Source organism: Rhodococcus ruber NBRC 15591 (assembly GCF_001894945.1).
GTDB classification, from domain to species: Bacteria; Actinomycetota; Actinomycetes; order Mycobacteriales; family Mycobacteriaceae; genus Rhodococcus; species Rhodococcus ruber.
This window is the reverse complement of sequence record NZ_BCXE01000010.1, coordinates 24,225-41,863: the sequence shown is the minus strand read 5'-3', so window position 1 is coordinate 41,863 and position 17,639 is coordinate 24,225. Positions and strand designations below refer to the sequence as shown.

Annotated in this window: 19 protein-coding genes and 1 pseudogene; 5 read left to right on the top strand and 15 right to left on the bottom strand. The window is 71.7% G+C overall.

Going from position 1 to position 17,639, the window contains the following annotated elements; genetic code table 11:
* Positions 1 to 7: 7 nt before the first annotated feature.
* From RR3_RS06875 to RR3_RS06865, 3 genes and pseudogenes are all read right to left on the bottom strand, one after another.
* Positions 8 to 313, bottom strand: a complete 306-nt coding sequence (locus RR3_RS06875) for a hypothetical protein (protein ID WP_225222349.1) — start codon at positions 311 to 313, stop codon at positions 8 to 10.
* A 122-nt stretch (positions 314 to 435) separates the two neighbouring features.
* Positions 436 to 1,250 (bottom strand): annotated as a pseudogene (locus tag RR3_RS06870) (LytR/AlgR family response regulator transcription factor).
* An 88-nt stretch (positions 1,251 to 1,338) separates the two neighbouring features.
* Entirely contained in the window at positions 1,339 to 2,556 is a 1,218-nt protein-coding gene (locus RR3_RS06865) for a sensor histidine kinase (RefSeq protein WP_064065874.1), read from the bottom strand.
* A gap of 174 nt (positions 2,557 to 2,730) precedes the next feature.
* On the opposite strand from RR3_RS06865, the gene RR3_RS06860 reads away from it, so the two are divergent.
* On the top strand, positions 2,731 to 3,240 hold the full coding sequence (locus RR3_RS06860) for a DUF4385 domain-containing protein (RefSeq protein ID WP_064065841.1): 510 nt from the start codon (positions 2,731 to 2,733) through the stop codon (positions 3,238 to 3,240).
* Positions 3,241 to 3,265: 25 nt separating this feature from the next.
* Here RR3_RS06860 and RR3_RS06855 read toward each other — a convergent pair whose 3' ends face one another.
* From RR3_RS06855 to RR3_RS06825, 7 genes are all read right to left on the bottom strand, one after another.
* On the bottom strand, positions 3,266 to 4,903 hold the full coding sequence (locus RR3_RS06855) for a Na+/H+ antiporter (protein WP_010593099.1): 1,638 nt from the start codon (positions 4,901 to 4,903) through the stop codon (positions 3,266 to 3,268).
* Between the two features lie 94 nt (positions 4,904 to 4,997).
* Complete coding sequence (locus RR3_RS06850) at positions 4,998 to 5,663, bottom strand: universal stress protein (RefSeq protein WP_225222247.1); 666 nt, start codon at positions 5,661 to 5,663, stop codon at positions 4,998 to 5,000.
* A 165-nt stretch (positions 5,664 to 5,828) separates the two neighbouring features.
* Positions 5,829 to 6,017 (bottom strand): antitoxin, encoded by a 189-nt coding sequence (locus RR3_RS06845; RefSeq protein WP_010593101.1) that lies wholly within the window; start codon positions 6,015 to 6,017, stop codon positions 5,829 to 5,831.
* 89 nt (positions 6,018 to 6,106) lie between these two features.
* Complete coding sequence (locus RR3_RS06840; protein WP_225222245.1) at positions 6,107 to 6,325, bottom strand: antitoxin; 219 nt, start codon at positions 6,323 to 6,325, stop codon at positions 6,107 to 6,109.
* Positions 6,326 to 6,480: 155 nt separating this feature from the next.
* A complete protein-coding gene (locus tag RR3_RS06835) occupies positions 6,481 to 6,765 on the bottom strand; it encodes an antitoxin (RefSeq protein WP_048774092.1) in 285 nt (94 codons plus the stop codon).
* Positions 6,766 to 6,890: 125 nt separating this feature from the next.
* Positions 6,891 to 9,368, bottom strand: a complete 2,478-nt coding sequence (locus tag RR3_RS06830; RefSeq protein WP_010593104.1) for an HAD-IC family P-type ATPase — start codon at positions 9,366 to 9,368, stop codon at positions 6,891 to 6,893.
* A 64-nt stretch (positions 9,369 to 9,432) separates the two neighbouring features.
* A complete protein-coding gene (locus tag RR3_RS06825) occupies positions 9,433 to 9,798 on the bottom strand; it encodes a YybH family protein (RefSeq protein ID WP_048774094.1) in 366 nt (121 codons plus the stop codon).
* A gap of 98 nt (positions 9,799 to 9,896) precedes the next feature.
* Between RR3_RS06825 and RR3_RS06820 the strand changes: the two genes are divergently transcribed.
* On the top strand, positions 9,897 to 10,820 hold the full coding sequence (locus RR3_RS06820) for a LysR family transcriptional regulator (protein WP_017679395.1): 924 nt from the start codon (positions 9,897 to 9,899) through the stop codon (positions 10,818 to 10,820).
* A 51-nt stretch (positions 10,821 to 10,871) separates the two neighbouring features.
* Positions 10,872 to 11,216 carry a sporulation protein gene (locus RR3_RS06815; protein WP_010593107.1) on the top strand — a complete coding sequence of 115 codons (345 nt, stop codon included), beginning with the start codon at positions 10,872 to 10,874 and terminating at the stop codon, positions 11,214 to 11,216.
* Between the two features lie 6 nt (positions 11,217 to 11,222).
* Here RR3_RS06815 and RR3_RS06810 read toward each other — a convergent pair whose 3' ends face one another.
* From RR3_RS06810 to RR3_RS06790, 5 genes are all read right to left on the bottom strand, one after another.
* Positions 11,223 to 11,987 carry a ZIP family metal transporter gene (locus tag RR3_RS06810; RefSeq protein WP_017679394.1) on the bottom strand — a complete coding sequence of 255 codons (765 nt, stop codon included), beginning with the start codon at positions 11,985 to 11,987 and terminating at the stop codon, positions 11,223 to 11,225.
* Between the two features lie 93 nt (positions 11,988 to 12,080).
* Complete coding sequence (locus tag RR3_RS06805; RefSeq protein WP_010593110.1) at positions 12,081 to 13,196, bottom strand: MBL fold metallo-hydrolase; 1,116 nt, start codon at positions 13,194 to 13,196, stop codon at positions 12,081 to 12,083.
* 99 nt (positions 13,197 to 13,295) lie between these two features.
* A complete protein-coding gene (locus RR3_RS06800; protein ID WP_010593111.1) occupies positions 13,296 to 14,027 on the bottom strand; it encodes an enoyl-CoA hydratase in 732 nt (243 codons plus the stop codon).
* A gap of 70 nt (positions 14,028 to 14,097) precedes the next feature.
* Positions 14,098 to 14,298 carry a type II toxin-antitoxin system antitoxin gene (locus tag RR3_RS06795; RefSeq protein ID WP_003936370.1) on the bottom strand — a complete coding sequence of 67 codons (201 nt, stop codon included), beginning with the start codon at positions 14,296 to 14,298 and terminating at the stop codon, positions 14,098 to 14,100.
* A 15-nt stretch (positions 14,299 to 14,313) separates the two neighbouring features.
* Positions 14,314 to 15,201: an SPFH domain-containing protein gene (locus RR3_RS06790; RefSeq protein WP_010593112.1), complete on the bottom strand. Its 888-nt coding sequence runs from the start codon at positions 15,199 to 15,201 to the stop codon at positions 14,314 to 14,316.
* A 247-nt stretch (positions 15,202 to 15,448) separates the two neighbouring features.
* Here RR3_RS06790 and RR3_RS06785 point away from each other — a divergent pair, with 247 nt between their 5' ends.
* A complete protein-coding gene (locus RR3_RS06785; RefSeq protein ID WP_017679391.1) occupies positions 15,449 to 16,549 on the top strand; it encodes an NAD(P)-binding domain-containing protein in 1,101 nt (366 codons plus the stop codon).
* Entirely contained in the window at positions 16,546 to 17,610 is a 1,065-nt protein-coding gene (locus RR3_RS06780; RefSeq protein WP_017679390.1) for a S1C family serine protease, read from the top strand. The genes RR3_RS06785 and RR3_RS06780 overlap by 4 nt, the downstream gene beginning before the upstream one ends.
* The last annotated feature ends 29 nt before the right edge of the window (positions 17,611 to 17,639 follow it).

The following is a 17,639-nucleotide window of genomic DNA, read 5'->3' as shown; positions in this document are numbered from 1 at the left end:
GGGCCGCTCAGTCGTCGACCAGGTCGGTGAAGTCCTGCTCGTTGCGTTCGGCCAGGCGGACGTAGAGCCGGCCGATGCCGAGCAGCAGCGGGTACCCGACGAAGCCGAGCAGCAGCCACGGCAACCGGATGCCGAGCACGGTCACGTCCGTCAGGTGCGGCACGAAGTGGAACAGCACGGGCAGGGCGCACAGCAGGCACACCGCGACGAGCGCGAGCCGCGTGGCGAGGCCGAGCTGGGCGCGGACCAGGCCGCGCACCATCGCCTCCCCGACCTCGGTCTGTTCCTGGACCTCCACGCGGGTGCGCACCATGCGGGCACCGCGGCGCTGGGCGAGCACCACCCGTTCCCGCGGCGGCGGGCCGCCCGAACCACGCGGCGGCGGGCCGCCCGAACCGCTCCCCGAGCTGCGCGACGGTGAGCCGCCGGACGGACTCATCTGCTCGTCCAGGTCTGCATCGGGCCGCGGATCAGGCGGTCCTTGAGTTCGCGGGTGTGACGACGACTCACCGGCAGTTCGACGGCCGGCTTGCCCTCCTCGGCGCGCAGGCACACCACGAGGCCGGAACCGACGCTGCGGATGCCGGTCACCAGGGGCAACGCCACCAGACGGTCACCAGGGGCAACGCCACCAGATAGGAGCGGTGCACCCGCAGGAACCCGGCGTCGGCCCAGCGGCTCTCGAGCGTGGAGATGGGGATGCGCACGAGGTGGGAGCCGGTGCCGGTGTGCAGGCGTGCGTAGTCGCCGTCGGCCTCGACCCACTGCACGGACGACCGCGGCACCAGCGTGGTCACGCCGCCGAGTTCGACGGGGATCACCTCGTCCGAGGCCGCGGCACCCGCGGCAGCGGATTCGGTTTCGCGGGTGCGGCGGCGCTCGGCGATGCGGCGCACCGCCTCGGCGAGCCGCTCCTCGCGCAGGGGTTTGAGGAGGTAGTCGACGGCCCCGAGGTCGAACGCCGCCACCGCCCGGTCGTCGTGTGCGGTCACGAACACGACGGCGGGCGGGTTCGCGAAGTTGCGCAGGATGCCGGCGAGCTCGAGGCCGTCGAGGCCGGGCATGTTGATGTCGAGGAACACCGCGTCGATTCCGCCGTCGCGCAGCAGCCGCAGGGCGGTGGTCGCCTCGCCCGCGGTGTGGACGTGGCCGATCTCCTCGCGCCGCCGCAGCAGGTACGCGAGTTCGTCGAGGGCCGGCGGTTCGTCGTCGACGGCCAGCACGGTGAGGGTGTCGGTGGTCTCGTTCACAGCCGGTCCATCGTGCCATGCCGGACCGTCCGAGCGGAGCGGACCGGGCCACTCGCGCCCAGGGTGACCGGGTAGCGGAAGGGTCGCGTCATGCCCGGATCCCGGGACGGAACTTCGGTACCCGCATGCTGACCTTCGTCCCGGCCCCGGGGGCAGTCTCGACGACGAGGCCGTAGTCGTTGCCGAACGCCGCGCGCAGGCGGTCGTCGACGTTGGCGAGTCCCACGTGCGCCGCCTCCTTGGCGCTGGTGCGACCTTGTCCCTCGGCGACGGCGTCGAGGTCGCCCGAGCGCAGGAGTTCGGGGTCCATTCCGACGCCGTCGTCCTCGACGCTGATGACGCAGTCGGTGCCCTCGTCCGCGGCGACGATGCTGATGGTGCCGGTGCGGGTGCTCTTGCCGGCGATGCCGTGCCGCACCGCGTTCTCGACGAGGGGTTGCAGGGCGAGGAACGGCAGCACCACGTTGAGGACCTCCGGCGCGACCTGCAGCCGCACCTCGAGGGCATTGCCGAAGCGGGCCCGTTCGAGCGTGAGGTAGCGGTCGATGTTGCGCAGTTCGTCGGCGAGCAGGGTGTACTCCCCGGCTGCCCGGAAGGAGTACCGGGTGAAGTCGGCGAATTCGAGGAGCAGTTCGCGGGCGCGTTCGGGGTCGGTGCGCACGAAGGACGCGACGGTGCCGAGGGCGTTGTAGATGAAGTGCGGGCTGATCTGCGCGCGCAGGGCCCGTACCTCGGCGCGGTCGAGACGGGCGCGGGAGGCGTCGAGTTCGGCGAGTTCGATCTGGCTGCAGGCGTAGCGGGCGACTTCGGTCAGCACGCCGAGCAGGGCCGGTCCGGGTTCGGTGGTTGTGACGACGCCGAGCGCGCCGACGACGCCGACACCGTCGATGACGAGCGGCTGCACGATCACGGCCCGTGCCGCCTGATCGTCGGCGCCGCGCACGAGGTCGCCGTGACCGACGAGGACGCGCCGATCCTCGGCGACGGCGCGGTGGGCGGCGGCGAGCAACTGCTCGGACAGCCCGTCGAAGGGACCGCTCCACGCCAGGCAGGTGCCGTCCGCGTCGACGAGCGCGACGGAGGGTGTGCCGGTGAGGGAGCGCAGGTGCGGGGCGGCCTCCTGCGCGGATGTCGCGTCGAGGCCCCGCCGCAGCGGCCGGGCGGCGAGCGATGCGGTGTGCAGGGTGGCGTGCACGGCGCGTTCGGCCGGTGTGGTCAGGCCGCGCCGGGTGCGCAGCCACAGGGCGGCGACGCCGGCGAGGACGAGCACCGCGACGGCGAGGAGGGCGACGACCGTGCCGTTCACCGCGTCACCGGTTCCGGCCGATGCTCGCACCCGGCCGGCGGCGGAGGCGACGGGTGGACGCATGCACGGTCGAGCGGGTCGGTCATGGCTCCACGCTACGAGTTGCCGATTCGCGGCGCGGGCAGAGCACCGAAGGCGGCGCGGCGCCGAATCGGCCGTGGGAGACTCCCGGGGGTGACCGCTCGACGTGGGCCCCGCCCGTTCGACTACTCGCTCGACTACGCGAATCTCGACCTGCGTCGGCAGCCGCACCTCTACCGTGTCGGCCGCGGGGAGCAGGGCGTGCTGAAGGTCGAGCCGTACAAGTCGGAGTTGCTGCCGCACTGGCGGTTCGCGACGGTCGAGCAGGCCCGGACGAGTGCCGGCACGATCCTGACGATGTTCTTCTCGTATCTCGACGAGGGGGATTTCGTGGGCGCGGACATGGCCCGCAAGTTCCTCCAGATGGGGTACACGCGGGCACGCCGGTACGCCGCTCGTCCGGGTGGTCGCAAGTACGACGGGCCCGTCCCGCAGGACCGCCGGGGTCGCAGCGGCGCGCACGGCCGCGCGGAGCTCCCCCGGGGTCCCGAGGACGCGGAGAAGGCTGCGGCCGCAGCGGTGTTCGAGCAGGCGTGGGACCTGGCCGCGGCGGAGCCCCGGTACGTGGAACAGCGGCGGCGGCACCGGGAGCTGTACGGCTGATCGTCCACCCGTCCGGGCCGAACGGTCAGCGCCGCCGACGGTTGATCCGTTCCTCCGCGGCCGCCTCCTCGATGTCGAGTCCCTCCAGCACCGTGCGCAAGGTCTCGTCGTCGAGGTCGCCGTCGTCGCGCGCAGCGATCAGAGCCTGCCGCTGGGCGCGCAGCACCGAGCGGCGGAACGTTTCGAACAGCGCCGCCGCGTGCAGCACGGACGGATCGCGCTCCCCCGCGTCCTCCGCCTGTTGCGCCTCGGCGCGGGACTGCATCGACCGGTTCACCCGGTCGAGGATGCGCTGCAGGTCGTCGGCGTCCACGCCGTCCGGTGGATTCGCCGCGAGTTCGGTGAGGTGCTGTCGTGCCGCCGCGGCCGAGATGGTGCGCGCGAGTTCCGTCTGTTGCTCGGTGTAGAGCCGCTCGTACGGGTCGGCGACGTTCAGCGCGCGGATGAGCGCCGGCATCGTGGCGCCCTGGACGAGCAGGGTGCCCACGGCGACGACGAAGGCGATCACCTGGACGATCTCGCGTCCGGGAAACGGCTCACCGGAGGCGAGGACGAACGGGATGCCGCCGGCAGCGGCGAGGGTCACGACCCCGCGCATCCCGGCCCAGGAGATGACCAGGTACTCGCGTCCGCTGAACTGATCCCGGCCCAGCCGGTCCAGCCCGATGCTCCGCGTGAGACGTCGTCGCGCCCAGTGCAGCAGCACCCACAGGGGGCGCACGGCGATCACCACGCCGAGGATCGCGAAGCCGTAGAGGAAGGCGACGTGGACGTCGAGGCCGTTGTCGCGGACCTCGTCGATGACGAACTTCAGCTGCAGACCCATGTAGGCGAAGACGAACATCTCGAGCAGAATGTCGAGGCTCTCCCACACGGCCCGCTCCTGGATCCGCGTGGCCACCGACGCGTCGGTGGCGCGGTGCCCCATGTACAGCCCGGCCGCGACGACGGCGAGCACACCGGAGGCCCCGATCTCCTCGGCGGCGAGGTAGGCGGTGAACGGAAGGACCAGTCCGAGCACGGTTTCCAGCGGAGAATCGTACATTCGGCCCCGAATCAGGTGCACAACCGTGGCAAGCAGCAGGCCGATCGCCACGCCGCCGATCACCTCGTACCCGAAGAACGCCAGCGGGGAATCCGTCGCGAACACCCGGGTGCCGGCGACCGCCGACACCGCGACGGCGAACAGTGTCAGTGCGGTCGCGTCGTTGACCAGGCCCTCACCGGTGAGCACCGCGATCACCCGCTTGGGCAGGCCGAGCTTCCGCCCTACGGCGACGGCACTGACCGCGTCGGTCGGCGCCACCACCGCACCGAGCACCAGCGCCGCCCCGAGGGTCAACTCCGGGACCAGCCAGGACGCGGAGAGCGCGACGGCGAACGCCGTCGCGAGAACCGTGAAGATGCCGAGCCGCAGGATCGGGGTGAGGTGCCTGCGGAACGTCGCGACGGAGAAGCGCAGTGCCGCGGAGTAGAGCAGAGGGGGCAGCACCACCCCGAGGATGACGTGCGGGTGGAGCTCGAGCCGCGGCATTCCGGGAATGAAGGACGCGAGCGAGCCGATGGTCACGAGGACGAGTGGGGCCTGCAGGTTGCTCCGGTTGGCGAGACCGGTGACGGCGATGGCGGCGATGACGACGAGCAGAATCCAGGTCCCGTTCACCCGTCGATTGTGACGTGGGTGGGGGTTCGACGGCGTCGGACGAGCCGGTGGCCGGGCGTAGGCGTCGTCCACGTGTGTGCGTCAGGAGTGCGCGTCAGGGGTGCGACGGGGCCTCTCGGCCGGACGGTCGCGCGGACGGCGACTCGAGTGCGTCCGGTTCGACGACGAGCACCGGCACCCGGGCGTGCTCGACGAGGTGCGCGGAGACGCTGCCCAGCAGTCGCCGCGACATGCCGCGGCCGCGTCGGCCGACGACGATCACGTCCGCCTTGCCGTCGGCGGCGTACCAGCACAGCGTCTCCCCCGGCGGCCCGGCCAGCACTTCGTGGCGGACCTCGACGCCGGTGACGTCCGCGGTTGCCGCCGCGAGCCGGCCGGACACCTCGTCCGTCGCCTCGGCGCAGTCCTCGTCCGCCGTGTCGAACGAGACCACCTGCGCCAGGCTCAGCGTGCCGAGCCGGGAACCGAAGATCGCCCGGGCCTCCCGCAGCGCCTGCTCCGCGTGGGGCGATCCGTCGAACCCGATCAGCACCCGCAGGCCGTCCGGCTCCGAGAGGACCGGCGCTGTCGGAGACTCGGGACGGGCGGAGCGTGGCTGCCGCTCGACGCGTTCGTAGGCGATCGGCACGAACAGCGGCCCCAGAGCAACCGCGATCAGGGTCCATCTCGGGTCGTGCCCGCGCCTGGCCATCCACAGACCGGTCGCCAGGCCGATCAGCACCCACACGATCAGGAAGACGACGAGAATTACCGGCCGCATCGTCCCATGGTCACACATTCCAGCCGGGAGTCCGACCTTGCGGACGAATCGGGCGATATACACACGTGCCTGCCGCGATCGCGATCCGGCAGCCATGAGGACCGGATTCGCCGTCGTGCCGACCATCCGCTGCGATCCACCTGGTCAGCACTCGGTCAGCGCGGTCTATTCGGGGCGCAGCGCCTTCCGGGCCGCGTCCTGCACCTTGTCGACCTGGCCGGCGTACTTGCCGTCGGTCTTGCGGTCCGCGAGGTCCCCGGCCTTCTCGATCGCGTCGTCGATCTTGTCGGGGTTCTGTGCCGCGAACTCCTTGCCCTTGTCGACGATCCCCTTGACCGAATCCATGAAGCCCACGTCGCATCCCTTTCGTCCGAATGAGCGAGCGGGCCCAGCCTGCCACACAGCAAGGCCGCGACCGGACGTGGGCCGTGTCCGCCGAGTCGCTATCGGACGCCGGGTCCAGGATCCGGGCCGGGCCCGTGATGTTCGGTGCCGAGGGTCTTCTTCACCGCGTCCTGCGCCTTGCCGACATGCCGGGAGTACTTGCGCGGTCCCTTGGTCCGGGCGACATCGCCGGCCTTGTCGATGGCGCGATTCACCGTGCCCGGGTTCTTCCGGGCATAGTCCTTGCCCTTGTCGACCAACCCCTTGACCGAATCCATGAATCGCATCGCAGGCTCACCCCTTCTCCGTGTGCATTCGTGGGTCGTCACCAGCGTGCCACCGGCCGAGGCGGTCGTGCCACCAGCCGAGGCGGCCGTGCCACCGGCCGAGCGGGAGACCCCCGGCCGGGATCTCCCGCCGAGCACGTGCGCACCTACGGCGTGCGCGGGCCCGGTTGCGCCTGCGGACCGGGATCCGACTCCGGACCGGGTTGTCCCCCGGGGGCCGGCGTCGTTCCGGGGACGGGATTGTCCGCGGTACCGAGGTGCTTCTTCGCGGCGTCCTGAACCTTGTCCACGTGCTGGGCGTACTTGCCGCCCGTCCGGGCATCGGCGGCGTCGCCCGCCTTGTCGACGAACCGGTCGGCCTTGTCCGGGTTCTTCTCCGCGTAGGCCCTGCCCTTGTCGACGAGGCCCTTGATGGAATCCTTCAAGCCCATCTGCCTGCTCCTTCCGCTCGGGGGATCGATGCCTCAGCGTGCCACCGCAGGCCCGGTCCCAAACCTGCCGCGGCCGGGCAGTGATCTCGTCCCCGGCCGCGGCCGGGCAGTGATCTCGTCCCCGGTCAGTGCTCGCCGGGCAGCAGGTCTTCACTGGCGGCGAACAACCGACGGTGCTCACCGTGGATCCGCCCGGTCACCCACCATGAGACCTCCACGAGGACCACGCCGATCGCCCCGCACGTGAACGCCGTGACCATGGCGCCGACGTTGGAGATGTCGAGCGCGAAGAACTCGCGGACGGCCGGGAACGCGAACAGGACGACGTAGCCGAGCACCGAGCCGCCCAGCAGCACCAGTTTCCACCACACGTACGGCCGCGCCACCACGGCGAGCACCCACAACGCGATCATGATCAGGGTGATCAGCGCCGCGGTGCCGGCCTGCATCTTCTGCGCCTCGGTCTGCTCGGGCCCCGCGTACACCAGCAGGTAGCAGACGAAGGTGCTGATCCCGATGATCACACCCGACGGGATCGCCAGGCGCATCACGCGCGAGACGAATCCGGAACGGGCCCGTTCGTTGTTGGGAGCGAGCGACAGGATGAACGCGGGGACTCCGATGGTGAACCAGGCCGCGATCGTCACGTGCCGCGGCAGGAACGGATACGGCAGCGGCTCGTAGTCGAACACCTGGGACAACGCACCCGACAGTCCGACGAGGAAGGCCAGCAGCACGGAGTACACGGTCTTGGTGAGGAACAGGTTCGAGACCCGCTCGATGTTGCCGATCACCCGGCGGCCCTCGGCGACGACGTAGGGCAGGGTCGCGAACTTGTTGTCCAGCAACACGATCTGCGCGACCGCGCGGGTGGCCGGGCTCCCGGAGCCCATCGCGACCCCGATGTCGGCGTCCTTGAGCGCCAGCACGTCGTTGACCCCGTCGCCGGTCATGGCGACGGTGTGCCCGCGCGATTGCAGCGCACCGACCATCGCGCGTTTCTGGTCCGGCCGCACGCGACCGAACGTGGTGGCCGAGTCGAGGGTGTCGGCGAGCCGGTCGCGGTCCTCCGGCAGGGCGCGGGCATCGACGGGATGCTCGGCGTGCGGCAGGCCGAGCGACGTCGCGACAGCGCCGACCGAGACGGCGTTGTCGCCGGAGATGACCTTGACGTCGACGTGCTGGCTCGCGAAGTACTCGAGGGTGGGCTTGGCGTCGGGCCGCACCCGCTGTTCGAGCACGACGAGGGCCTGCGCGGTGACGGCGCCGGGGGCCTGCGGGTCGTCGACGGCCCGGTCGCATCGGCCCAGCAGCAGCACCCGCAGTCCCTGTGCGCCGAGTTCCTCCGCGCGCCGGGCCGTCGCCGAGGCCGGATCGAGAAGCACGTCGGGGGCGCCGAGCACCCAGTTGCCGTGAGTGCCGTAGGACTGGCCGCTCCACTTCTTCGCCGACGAGAACGGGGCGACGGCGGTGGCCTCTCCCCAGCCGGGGTCGTCGGGCAGGGCCTCGCGTACGGCGAGGACGCTGGCGTTGGGACGCGGATCGTCGGCCGCCATCGCCGCGAGGGCGGCACGGACGGCGGCCTCGTCGCTGCCGTCGACGCACACGAGGTCGGCCAGGCGCATGCCGTTCTCGGTGAGCGTGCCGGTCTTGTCGGCGCACACCACGTCGACGCGGGCGAGTCCCTCGATGGCCGGCAGTTCCTGCACGAGGCACTGCCGGTGACCGAGACGGATCACGCCCACGGCGAACGCGATCGACGTCATCAGTACCAGCCCCTCGGGGACCATCGGCACGAGCGCGGCGACCATGCCGCTGAGCGCGGGACCGAGGGGCTGGCCGCTCGAGAACAGCTGGTTGTAGATGATGAGCAGGCCCGCCGGAATCATCAGGTAGGTGATGAATTTCAGGATCTTGTCGATCCCGGCGCGCAGTTCCGAGTGCACGAGCGTGAACTTGCTGGCCTCCTCGGCGAGCCGGGCCGCGTACGCATCGCGGCCGACCTTCGTGGCGCGATAGGAGCCGCTGCCCGCCGCGACGAAACTGCCGGAGAGGACCCGCGCGCCGAGTTCCTTGTGCACGGGGTCGGCCTCGCCGGTGAGCAGCGATTCGTCGAGTTCGAGTCCCTCGGTCTCGACGACGACGCCGTCGACCACCGCCTGGTCGCCGGGTCCGAGTTCGATGATGTCGTCGAGCACCACGTCGTGCGGCGGCAGCTCGGCCACCACCCCGTCGCGGCGGACGAGCGGCTTGGCCTGGCTGACGATCGCGAGCCGGTCGAGGGTCCACTTGGCGCGGATCTCCTGCACGATGCCGATGGCGCTGTTGAGGATGATCAGCAGGCCGAACATGCCGTCGATGATCGATCCGGTGGCCAGGACGATGGCCAGCAGGACGCCGAGGATCGCGTTGATGCGGGTGAAGACGTTGGCGCGGACGATCTCTCCGACCGACCGCGACGCCCGGTCCGGCACGTCGTTGGTGGCGCCCCGGGCCACCCGTTCGGCGACCTGCTCGGTGGTCAGGCCCAGCGCGACGTGCCGCGCGTCGGTCGGGGGCACAGCTGCCTGGTCGGCGACCGCGGTGGGCTCCTCTGCTGCCATGGGAAACAGGCTAAGCCACCCGTTGCGATCCACCCCCACACCGTGACGCGGCTCGCGACCCGGCTCAGCGGTCCGGGCGGACGAACTCGGGCTGGTCGAGCACCCGCAGCCAGCTGCCGTCGGGCTGGCGGCGGGCCACCTGGGCCCGGGCGCCGGCGCCGTCCTTCGGCGGTGTGGCGGTCAGCGCGAGGTCACCACTGATGAGGGTCGGCAGCGACGGCTCGGGCTCGAATCGGGGCGCGTGCTCGAGCACCTGCTCCCACAGGCGGCGGATGGCCTCGCGTCCCACCGTGCGACTACCCGGCGGGTAGGCCATCACGGCGTCCTCCTCGTACAGGGCGGCGACGCCCGCCGCGTCGCCGGCGTTGGAGCGCTCGACGAACAGGCGGGTGAGATCCTCGGGCTGCCAGGCCTTCTCTGCATCGGACACGGCGATCCTCTCTACGGACGGGTGGGACTCCTCCAGCCTCCGACTCCTGCAATGAGAAGTCCAACAGATTGTTCTGATCGAAACTAGAATCCGAGCTTATGGAACTGCGGCAGCTCGCGTACTTCGTCGCGGTGGCCGAGGAGGCGAACTTCACCCGGGCCGCCCACCGCGTCCACATCAGCCAGTCCGGGATCAGTGCCCAGATCCGCCAGCTCGAGCACGACCTCGGCGCCGCCCTGTTCGACCGCTCCACCCGCGCTGCCACCCTGACCGCGGCCGGGCGTGCGGCGCTGCCGCACGCCCGGGCGGCGTTGGCCTCCGCCGCGGCCGCCCGGCAGGCGGTCGAGGAGGTGACGACCCTGATCCGGGGACGGCTGGTGGTCGGCATGGTCACCGCCTGCACCGTCACCGGGCTGTTCGACGCGCTCGCCGCGTTCCATCGCGCGCATCCGGGGGTCGAGATCACCCTTGTCGAGGATGCCTCCGACCGGCTCGTCGAGCGGGTACGTGCCGCCACCGTGGACCTAGCCCTCGTCGGCACCGCCGCCGCACCGCCCCCGGGCCTCGAGGCGCTCACCCTCGTCAGCGAACCGATCGTCGCCGCCGTGCCGCCCGGTCACCCCCTGACCGGACGCGCACCTCTCACCCTCGTGGACGTGTGCGCCCATCCCGTCGTGTCCATGCCCCCGGGCACCGGGATCCGGACCGTGTTCGACCGGGCGTGCGCCGCCGCCGGCCTGCGCCCCGACATCGCCCTGCAGGCCAGTTCCCCGGACACCGTCGCCGACCTGGCCGCCCGTGGACTGGGCGTGGCGATCCTCAGCCGCTCGATGGCCGCGCACGTCGAGGACCGGTTGTGCGGGCTCGCCGTGGACGACGCCACCGCGCCCGCGGTGCTGTCGCTGATCTGGTCCGATACCGGCGCGCCGGCAGTGCGCGAACTCGTCCGGCACAGTCGCCGCGCCTTCGCGCTCGCAGGGACCTTGGGCACTTCCCCGGCGCCCGGTCACGGCCGAGAATGAGGGGCGCGGCCGGCCGGCCGGAGTCGAATCCACGACGGACAGGGGGCGGAAGTGAATCTCGAGGACCTGATGGCCAAGGCGCGCGACACGGTGACCGTCAAGCGCGTGTACTCGGAACCGATCGAGAAGGACGGCCTGACCGTCATCACCGCGGCCGTGGTCTCCGGCGGTGCCGGCGGCGGCGGAGGCTACTCACCCGACGGGGAGAACGGCGAAGGCGGCGGCTTCGGGGTGGGTGCTCGCCCGGTGGGCGCGTACGTCATCAGCGGCGGCAAGCTGTCGTGGCAGCCGGCCGTGGATGTCAATCGGCTGGTGCGCACCGTCGCGAGTGTGGCGATCGCCTTCTTCGTCACGCGGGCACTCGTCGAACGCAGGCGGGCCGCCGCGGCGAGCTGACGTCGCTCACAGCGTCGCGAGGACGAACGAGAGCACGAATCCCGCGGCGGTGCTCAGCGCCACCGTGGGACCGCCCTTCTCGTAGGCCTCCGGCATCAGGGTGTCGGCCAGCGAGGCCAGCACCGCGCCCGCCGCGAACGCCAACGGCAGGGAGATCGTCTCGGGCGGGGTCACCGCGAGCGGCCCGGCCCCGACGACGACGGCGACGGTCAGCAGTGCGGCGCACGCCACCCACATCCCGACGATGTACCTCCGGGACCGGCCCTGGGCGCGCATGGAGGCGCTGCCGACGAGCGACTCCGGGAAGTTGGACACGAAGATCGCGACCAGCAGAGCGAGACCGCCGGTGCCCTCCCCCAGGGACACGCCCAGCGCCACGTTCTCGGGCACCCCGTCGAGGGTGACCGCCGCCAGCAGCGCCAGACCGGCCGCCCCGCTGACCGAGGACGACGACGGCGCGGTTCCCTCGGCGGCGGCATCGACGTCGAGTTTCTCACTGCCGTGGTCCTTTTCGCGCCGCCCCTCGGCCACCCGGTCCAACCACGCGCTGAGCGCGGTGAACACGATCGCGCCGACCGCGAGGCCGATCGCCGCGCGCCAGATGCCGCCCTTCTCGTACGAATCCTCGAACAACTCGAACGACAGGGCGGTGATGAGCGCGCCGGCGGCGAACGCCAGCATCGCCGCGAGAACGCGTTTGGGGATCTCTACCCAGCCGCCCACCAACGCCCCGAGCACCAGTGCGCTCGACGCGACGATCCCGAAGATCAACGATTCGACGATGACCGGCCTCCCTCCGACTCGCCCCGACGGACGGCCGGATACCCCGTGTGGCAGGCCGGAAACCCTACCGGCGCACCGAAGTCAGCCGAGCGGAACCCACCACGGAACCTGCGAGCCCGGCCGCAGCACGTCGATCCGCTGCCCCGGCATCGGTACGGCCGTGGGTACCCCTTCCGCGCGCGCGGCCGGCAGGAGCCGCGCGATCGGCTCGGACCATGCGTGAAACGCCAGATTGAAGGTGCCCCAGTGTACGGGGACGAGCAGGCTGGGATGGTCACCGCCGCCGAGGTCGGTGTGGGTGCGCACCGCCTCCTCCGGGTTCATGTGCACGTCGGGCCAGCGCGGGTCGTACGCGCCTACCGGCAGCAGCGTCAGGTCGAAGGGCCCGTAGCGGTCCCCCAGGTCGGCGAACCGGGGTGTGTAGCCGCTGTCGCCGCCGAAGAACACCCGTCGCGTCGGCCCGGCGATCACCCACGAGGACCACAACGTGATGTTGCGGATCAGGCCGCGGCCGGAGAAGTGCCGCGCCTCGGTGCAGGTGACGGTGAGCGCACCCACCTCGGTGTGCTGGTCCCAGTCCAGCTCGACGATCCGGTCGGCGGGGATCCGCCACCGGCGCAGGTGCGCGCCCACACCGAGCGGGACCAGGAACCGGGCCTCGGGCTGCGTGGCCGCCAGCGCCTCGACGGTCTCGCGGTCGAGGTGGTCGTAGTGGTCGTGGGAGATCACGACGGCGTCGATCGGCGGCAGTTCCGTGAGTTCGACCGGCGACGGGTGCAGCCGGGCCGGGCCCACGGCGGCCGACGGCGAGACCCGCTCGCTCCACACCGGGTCGGCGAGGATCCGGTGGCCGTCGATCTCGAGGAGGGCGCTCGAGTGTCCGTACCAGGTCACCGCAAGCTCCGCGGCCTGCACCGGCGCGAGCGGCGGCGCGAGCGGCACCGCGTCGCGCGGCACACCCGAGGACCGGCGGGTGAGCATGTCCTTGACAAGGCTGCCGCCGGCCTCGGGCAGCACGGTGCTGCTCGGCTCCGAGTTGTGGAAGCGCCCGTTCCGATACCGGGGTGAGCCGGCGGCGTACGGACGGATGTCCGCCGGGGTCGCGCCGATCGAGCCCGGGACGCCGCGGGCGGCCCGCGCCACCCACAGCAAGCCGGCACCGGCAAGGGCGGACGAGGCGGTCTGCTTGACGCTCACCCCACCACTGTAGGGGCGCGGGCGCGCACGGCTGCACGAGCGCGGGCGCGCACGGCTGCACGAGCGCGGGCGCGCTCAGCTGCACGAGCGCGGGCGCGCTCAGCGACCGCGGAAGACCGGCGCCCGGCGTTCCGAGCGGGCCTGGCGCGCCTCCTGGGCGTCCTCGCTGAGCCACGCCGCGGCGAGCGCGGCCGTCTGCTCGGGCGACGGCTCGTCGCGCGTGCCGTCGTCGTTGAGGAACAGCTTCATCGCGTGCAGCGACAACGGGGCGAGTTCGGCGATCTCGCGTGCCCAGGACTGCGCGGCGACGAGGTCGCCGATCCGGTTGGCCAGACCGCGGTCGACCGCCTCGTGGGCGTCGACCGGTTCGGCGGCGAGCAACACGGCCCGCGCGGGGCCGCCGCCGAGCAGGGAGACCAGCCGCCGGACCGTCCACCGGTCCACCGAGATACCGAGACGCGCCGCCGGAATCGCGAATCGGGCGCCCGGGGCGACGACCCGCAGGTCCGCCGCGAGAGCGAGCTGGGTGCCCGCACCGATCGCGGGGCCGTTGATCGCGGCGATCACCGGGACGGGCGCCTCCTGGATCGCACGGAGCATCTCCCCTAGGCTGTCGAGGAATCCTTCCGCGTAGACGTCGCCCGACAGGTCGGCGCCGGCACAGAAGCTCGAGCCGCGCCCGGTGATCACGACCGCACGCGCACCCCCGTCGAGGGCCTCCTCGAGCCCCTCCCGGACCTGGACGCACAGCTCGGTGTTGAGCGCGTTGCGGCGCTCCTCGCGCCGCAGTTCGAGCGTGACCACGTCGCCGTCACGGCTGATCCCCATCATGTGTGCTTCACCTTTCGTCGACGGCACGCATCATCGCACCCGCCGGGGGCGGGCGCGAGGGCGCTCCGCGTCAGTCCTCGTCCGCGCGCGGCCGGCCGGGCTTGCGGATGCGCCCGGCCTCGCGTGGCATGCGTCCGGCCTCGCTCAGCGCACGACGGAGCAGGAACTCGATCTGGGCGTTGGTGCTGCGCAACTCGTCGGCGGCCCAGCGTGCGAGGGCGTCGTGGACCGCAGGGTCGAGCCGGAGCAGCAGCTTCTTGCGTTCGGCCATCGTGTCGACGACGCGTCAGGCGTAGAGCGATCCGGTGTTGAGCACCGGTTGCGCGCTCTGGTCGCCGCACAGGACCACGAGCAGGTTGCTCACCATCGCGGCCCTGCGCTCCTCGTCGAGTTCGATGGTGTGTTCCTTCTCGAGCTGTTCGAGGGCGGTTGCGACCATGCCGACCGCGCCCTTGACGATCTGCTCACGCGCGGCGATGACCGCACCCGCCTGCTGCCGGCGCAACATGGCCTGCGCGATCTCGGGCGCGTACGCGAGCCGGTTGATCCGGGATTCGACGACCCGCACGCCGGCGGATCCGACCCGCTCGTCGACTTCGGCGGACAGCCTCGTGGTGATCTCGTCGGCGTTCTGCCGCAGCGACAACGTCTCCGGGCCCGCGTCGTACGGGTAGCTGCCGGCGATGTGACGGACGGCCGCCTCGGTCTGCACGGCGACGAACTCCTCGAAGTCGTCGACATCGAACACGGCCCGGGCGGTGTCCTCGACCTGCCACACGATGACCGCCGAGATCTCGATGGGGTTGCCGTCGGCGTCGTTGACCTTCGCGATCCCGGTCTCGTGGTTGCGGATCCGGGTCGAAACCTTGCGGCGGGTGTTGAGCGGGTTCATCCACCGCAACCCGTCCTTCCGGAGGGTGCCCGAGTACGAGCTGCCGAGCAACTGCAGCACCCGCGCCTCGTTGGGCTCGACGAGGACCAGGCCGGCGAGCGCGACGGTGGCCGGGACGACCAGCACCGCGCCGACCACGACGAGCGCGACGTTGTGGTTCAGCGCGCCGAACACGGCGAGCGCCACGGCCGCGATGTCCACGGTGAGCGCGATCGCGAGGACGGACCAGCCGTTGACGGACCTTCCGGGCCGCTCCGTGACGACGGAGGAGGTGGCGGACATGGCGGGACTCCCTTTCCGGAGACTCCAATGAGATATTAAAGTGATATCACATTATCGGCCGGCCGGACAGCGGCGACGGACACGTCGGTGCATCATGCGACGGACACGTCGGTGCATCATGCGACGGACACGTCGGTGCATCATGAAGACGGACACGTCGGTGCATCATGCGACGGACACGTCGGTGCATCATGCGACGGACACGTCGGTGCATCATGAAGACGGACCCACGGAAGGGAGAGCGGTGATGACGACGGACACACCGGCCACCACCGTCGACGTCGTCGTGATCGGCGCGGGTCAGGCCGGGCTGTCCACCGCCTACTTCCTGCGACGATTCGGCATCGAACCGCAGTCCGGGTTCGTCGTCCTGGACCGGTCGTTCGGCCCCGGCGGCGCATGGCAGCAGCGGTGGCCCTCCCTGACACTGAGCACCGTCAACGGAGTGCACGACCTGCCGGGGTGGCCGTTCTCCGAGGCGGTCGACACCACCGCAGGACAGGTCCCGGCCTCCTCCGCGGTGCCCGAGTACTACCGCGCCTACGAGGCGCGCTTTCACCTGCCGGTGCACCGCCCCGTCCAGGTCGGCGTGGTGTGCGACCGCGGCGAGCGCCTGCGGGTGGAGACCGACCACGGGGTGTATTCCGCCCGCGGGCTGGTCAACGCCACCGGCACGTGGGAACACCCCTTCGTGCCCTGGTACCCGGGGGCGATGCGCTTCCGCGGACGACAGCTGCACACCCGGGACTACCGCAGCGCCGACGAGTTCGCCGGCCGGCACGTCCTCGTCGTCGGGGGCGGCATCTCGGCGGTGCAGCTGCTCGACGAGATCTCCCGCGTCACCGACACCACCTGGGTCACCCGCCGCGAACCTGCTTGGCGTGACGAGGATTTCACGCCGGAGCTCGGGCGGTCCGCCGTCGCACTCGTCGAGGACCGGGTCCGGCGGGGCCTGCCGCCCGGATCGGTGGTGTCGGTGACCGGTCTGCCGGTCACGCCCGCGATCCGCGCGGCGCGTGAACGCGGCGCACTCGACCGCCTCCCGATGTTCGACGAGATCACCGAGACCGGCGTCCGATGGTCCGACGGCACCACGCTCGACGTGGACGTCATCCTCTGGTGCACCGGTTTTCGCAGTTCCCTCGACCACCTCGCCCCCCTCGGCCTGCGCAATCCCGGCGGCGGCATCACCATGACGGGCAAGCTGGCGACGCAGGTCGCCGCGGACCCGCGGATCCATCTCGTCGGATACGGGCCCTCGGCGTCGACCATCGGCGCGAACCGCGCCGGTCGCGCCGCCGCCCGCGAACTCGTCGACCACCTCGCGGCCACCGCGCCGGGGCCGTGATCCGCCGCCTCGGCGCCGTTTTGGCGATGGTGGCCGCCGGCCTGGTGCTCACCGCACCGGCGACGGTCGAGATCGCTGTGCCGCCACCACCGCCCGCGGCGCCCGCTCTGCCGATCGTGCCGCCGACGGCGGAGGAGGTTTCGGCACGGATCGCTCCGGCCGTCGTCACCCTCACCGCGAACCGCGGCTGGCGCGGCATCTCGGGCACCGGCATCGTCCTCACGGCCGACGGCACGGTGCTCACCAACCACCATGTCGTCACCGGAGCCACCGACATCAGCGCGGTGAGCCCCCACACCGGCGCGAGCTACGACGTCGCGGTGCTCGGCTACGACTCCACCCTCGACATCGCCGTACTGCAACTCGGCTCCGCCGCCGGTCTGCCCGTCGCGGCCGTGACCGAGACGCCCCTTCCCCAACCGGGCTCGCCCGTGACGGCCTTCGGCAACGCGGACGGCGGCGGCGTCGTCGTGCCGGCACCCGGCACGATCGTCGCCGTCGACAAGACGGTGTCGGTGCGCGACTCGATGGACGGATCGCTACGTCGGTTGCGCGGAATGCTGCAGGTCAGCGCGGCGATCCGGCCCGGAGACTCCGGTGGTCCGCTCGTCGACGCGTTCGGCACCGTCGTGGGGGTCAACACCGCCGGGGCGGTCGAACCGGACCCGGCCGCCGTCCCCGATCCACCCGAGGCGTACGCAGTGCCCATCGGAACCGCCCTCGACGTGGTGGACCAGGTCCGTACCGGGACGAGCGCGGGGACGGTGCACGTCGGCCCGACCCCGCTGCTCGGCGTGAGCGTCACCACCGACCGGACCGGCAACGAGGAAACGGGCGCCGAAGTGCTGTGGGTCGGCTACGGCACCCCCGCCGCCGGCACCGGCCTCGAGATCGGCGACGTCATCGTCGCGTTCGACGGGCGCCCCGTCTCGACCACGGTGGACCTCGAGGACATGCTGATGGCGCGCCGTCCGGGCGACAGCGTGGAGATCGGCTGGCTCGACGTCACCGGCCGGCACCGCACCGCCCGCGTCGTCCTGGACGTCGGCCCGCCGCGCTGACCCCCGAACCCCTTTGGCCGAATGTCACA

What these genes read in the sequence shown, in the direction of transcription:
- RR3_RS06875 (WP_225222349.1), bottom strand. Translation starts at nt 313, where the DNA reads ATGGTGCGCACCCGCGTGGAGGTCCAGGAACAGACCGAGGTCGGGGAG.
- RR3_RS06850 (WP_225222247.1), bottom strand. Translation starts at nt 5,663, where the DNA reads ATGCGGCCGGTAATTCTCGTCGTCTTCCTGATCGTGTGGGTGCTGATC.
- RR3_RS06840 (WP_225222245.1), bottom strand. Translation starts at nt 6,325, where the DNA reads ATGGATTCGGTCAAGGGGTTGGTCGACAAGGGCAAGGACTATGCCCGG.
- RR3_RS06835 (WP_048774092.1), bottom strand. Translation starts at nt 6,765, where the DNA reads ATGGGCTTGAAGGATTCCATCAAGGGCCTCGTCGACAAGGGCAGGGCC.
- RR3_RS06830 (WP_010593104.1), bottom strand. Translation starts at nt 9,368, where the DNA reads ATGGCAGCAGAGGAGCCCACCGCGGTCGCCGACCAGGCAGCTGTGCCC.
- RR3_RS06820 (WP_017679395.1), top strand. Translation starts at nt 9,897, where the DNA reads ATGGAACTGCGGCAGCTCGCGTACTTCGTCGCGGTGGCCGAGGAGGCG.
- RR3_RS06800 (WP_010593111.1), bottom strand. Translation starts at nt 14,027, where the DNA reads ATGATGGGGATCAGCCGTGACGGCGACGTGGTCACGCTCGAACTGCGG.
- RR3_RS06795 (WP_003936370.1), bottom strand. Translation starts at nt 14,298, where the DNA reads ATGGCCGAACGCAAGAAGCTGCTGCTCCGGCTCGACCCTGCGGTCCAC.
- RR3_RS06790 (WP_010593112.1), bottom strand. Translation starts at nt 15,201, where the DNA reads ATGTCCGCCACCTCCTCCGTCGTCACGGAGCGGCCCGGAAGGTCCGTC.
- RR3_RS06785 (WP_017679391.1), top strand. Translation starts at nt 15,449, where the DNA reads ATGACGACGGACACACCGGCCACCACCGTCGACGTCGTCGTGATCGGC.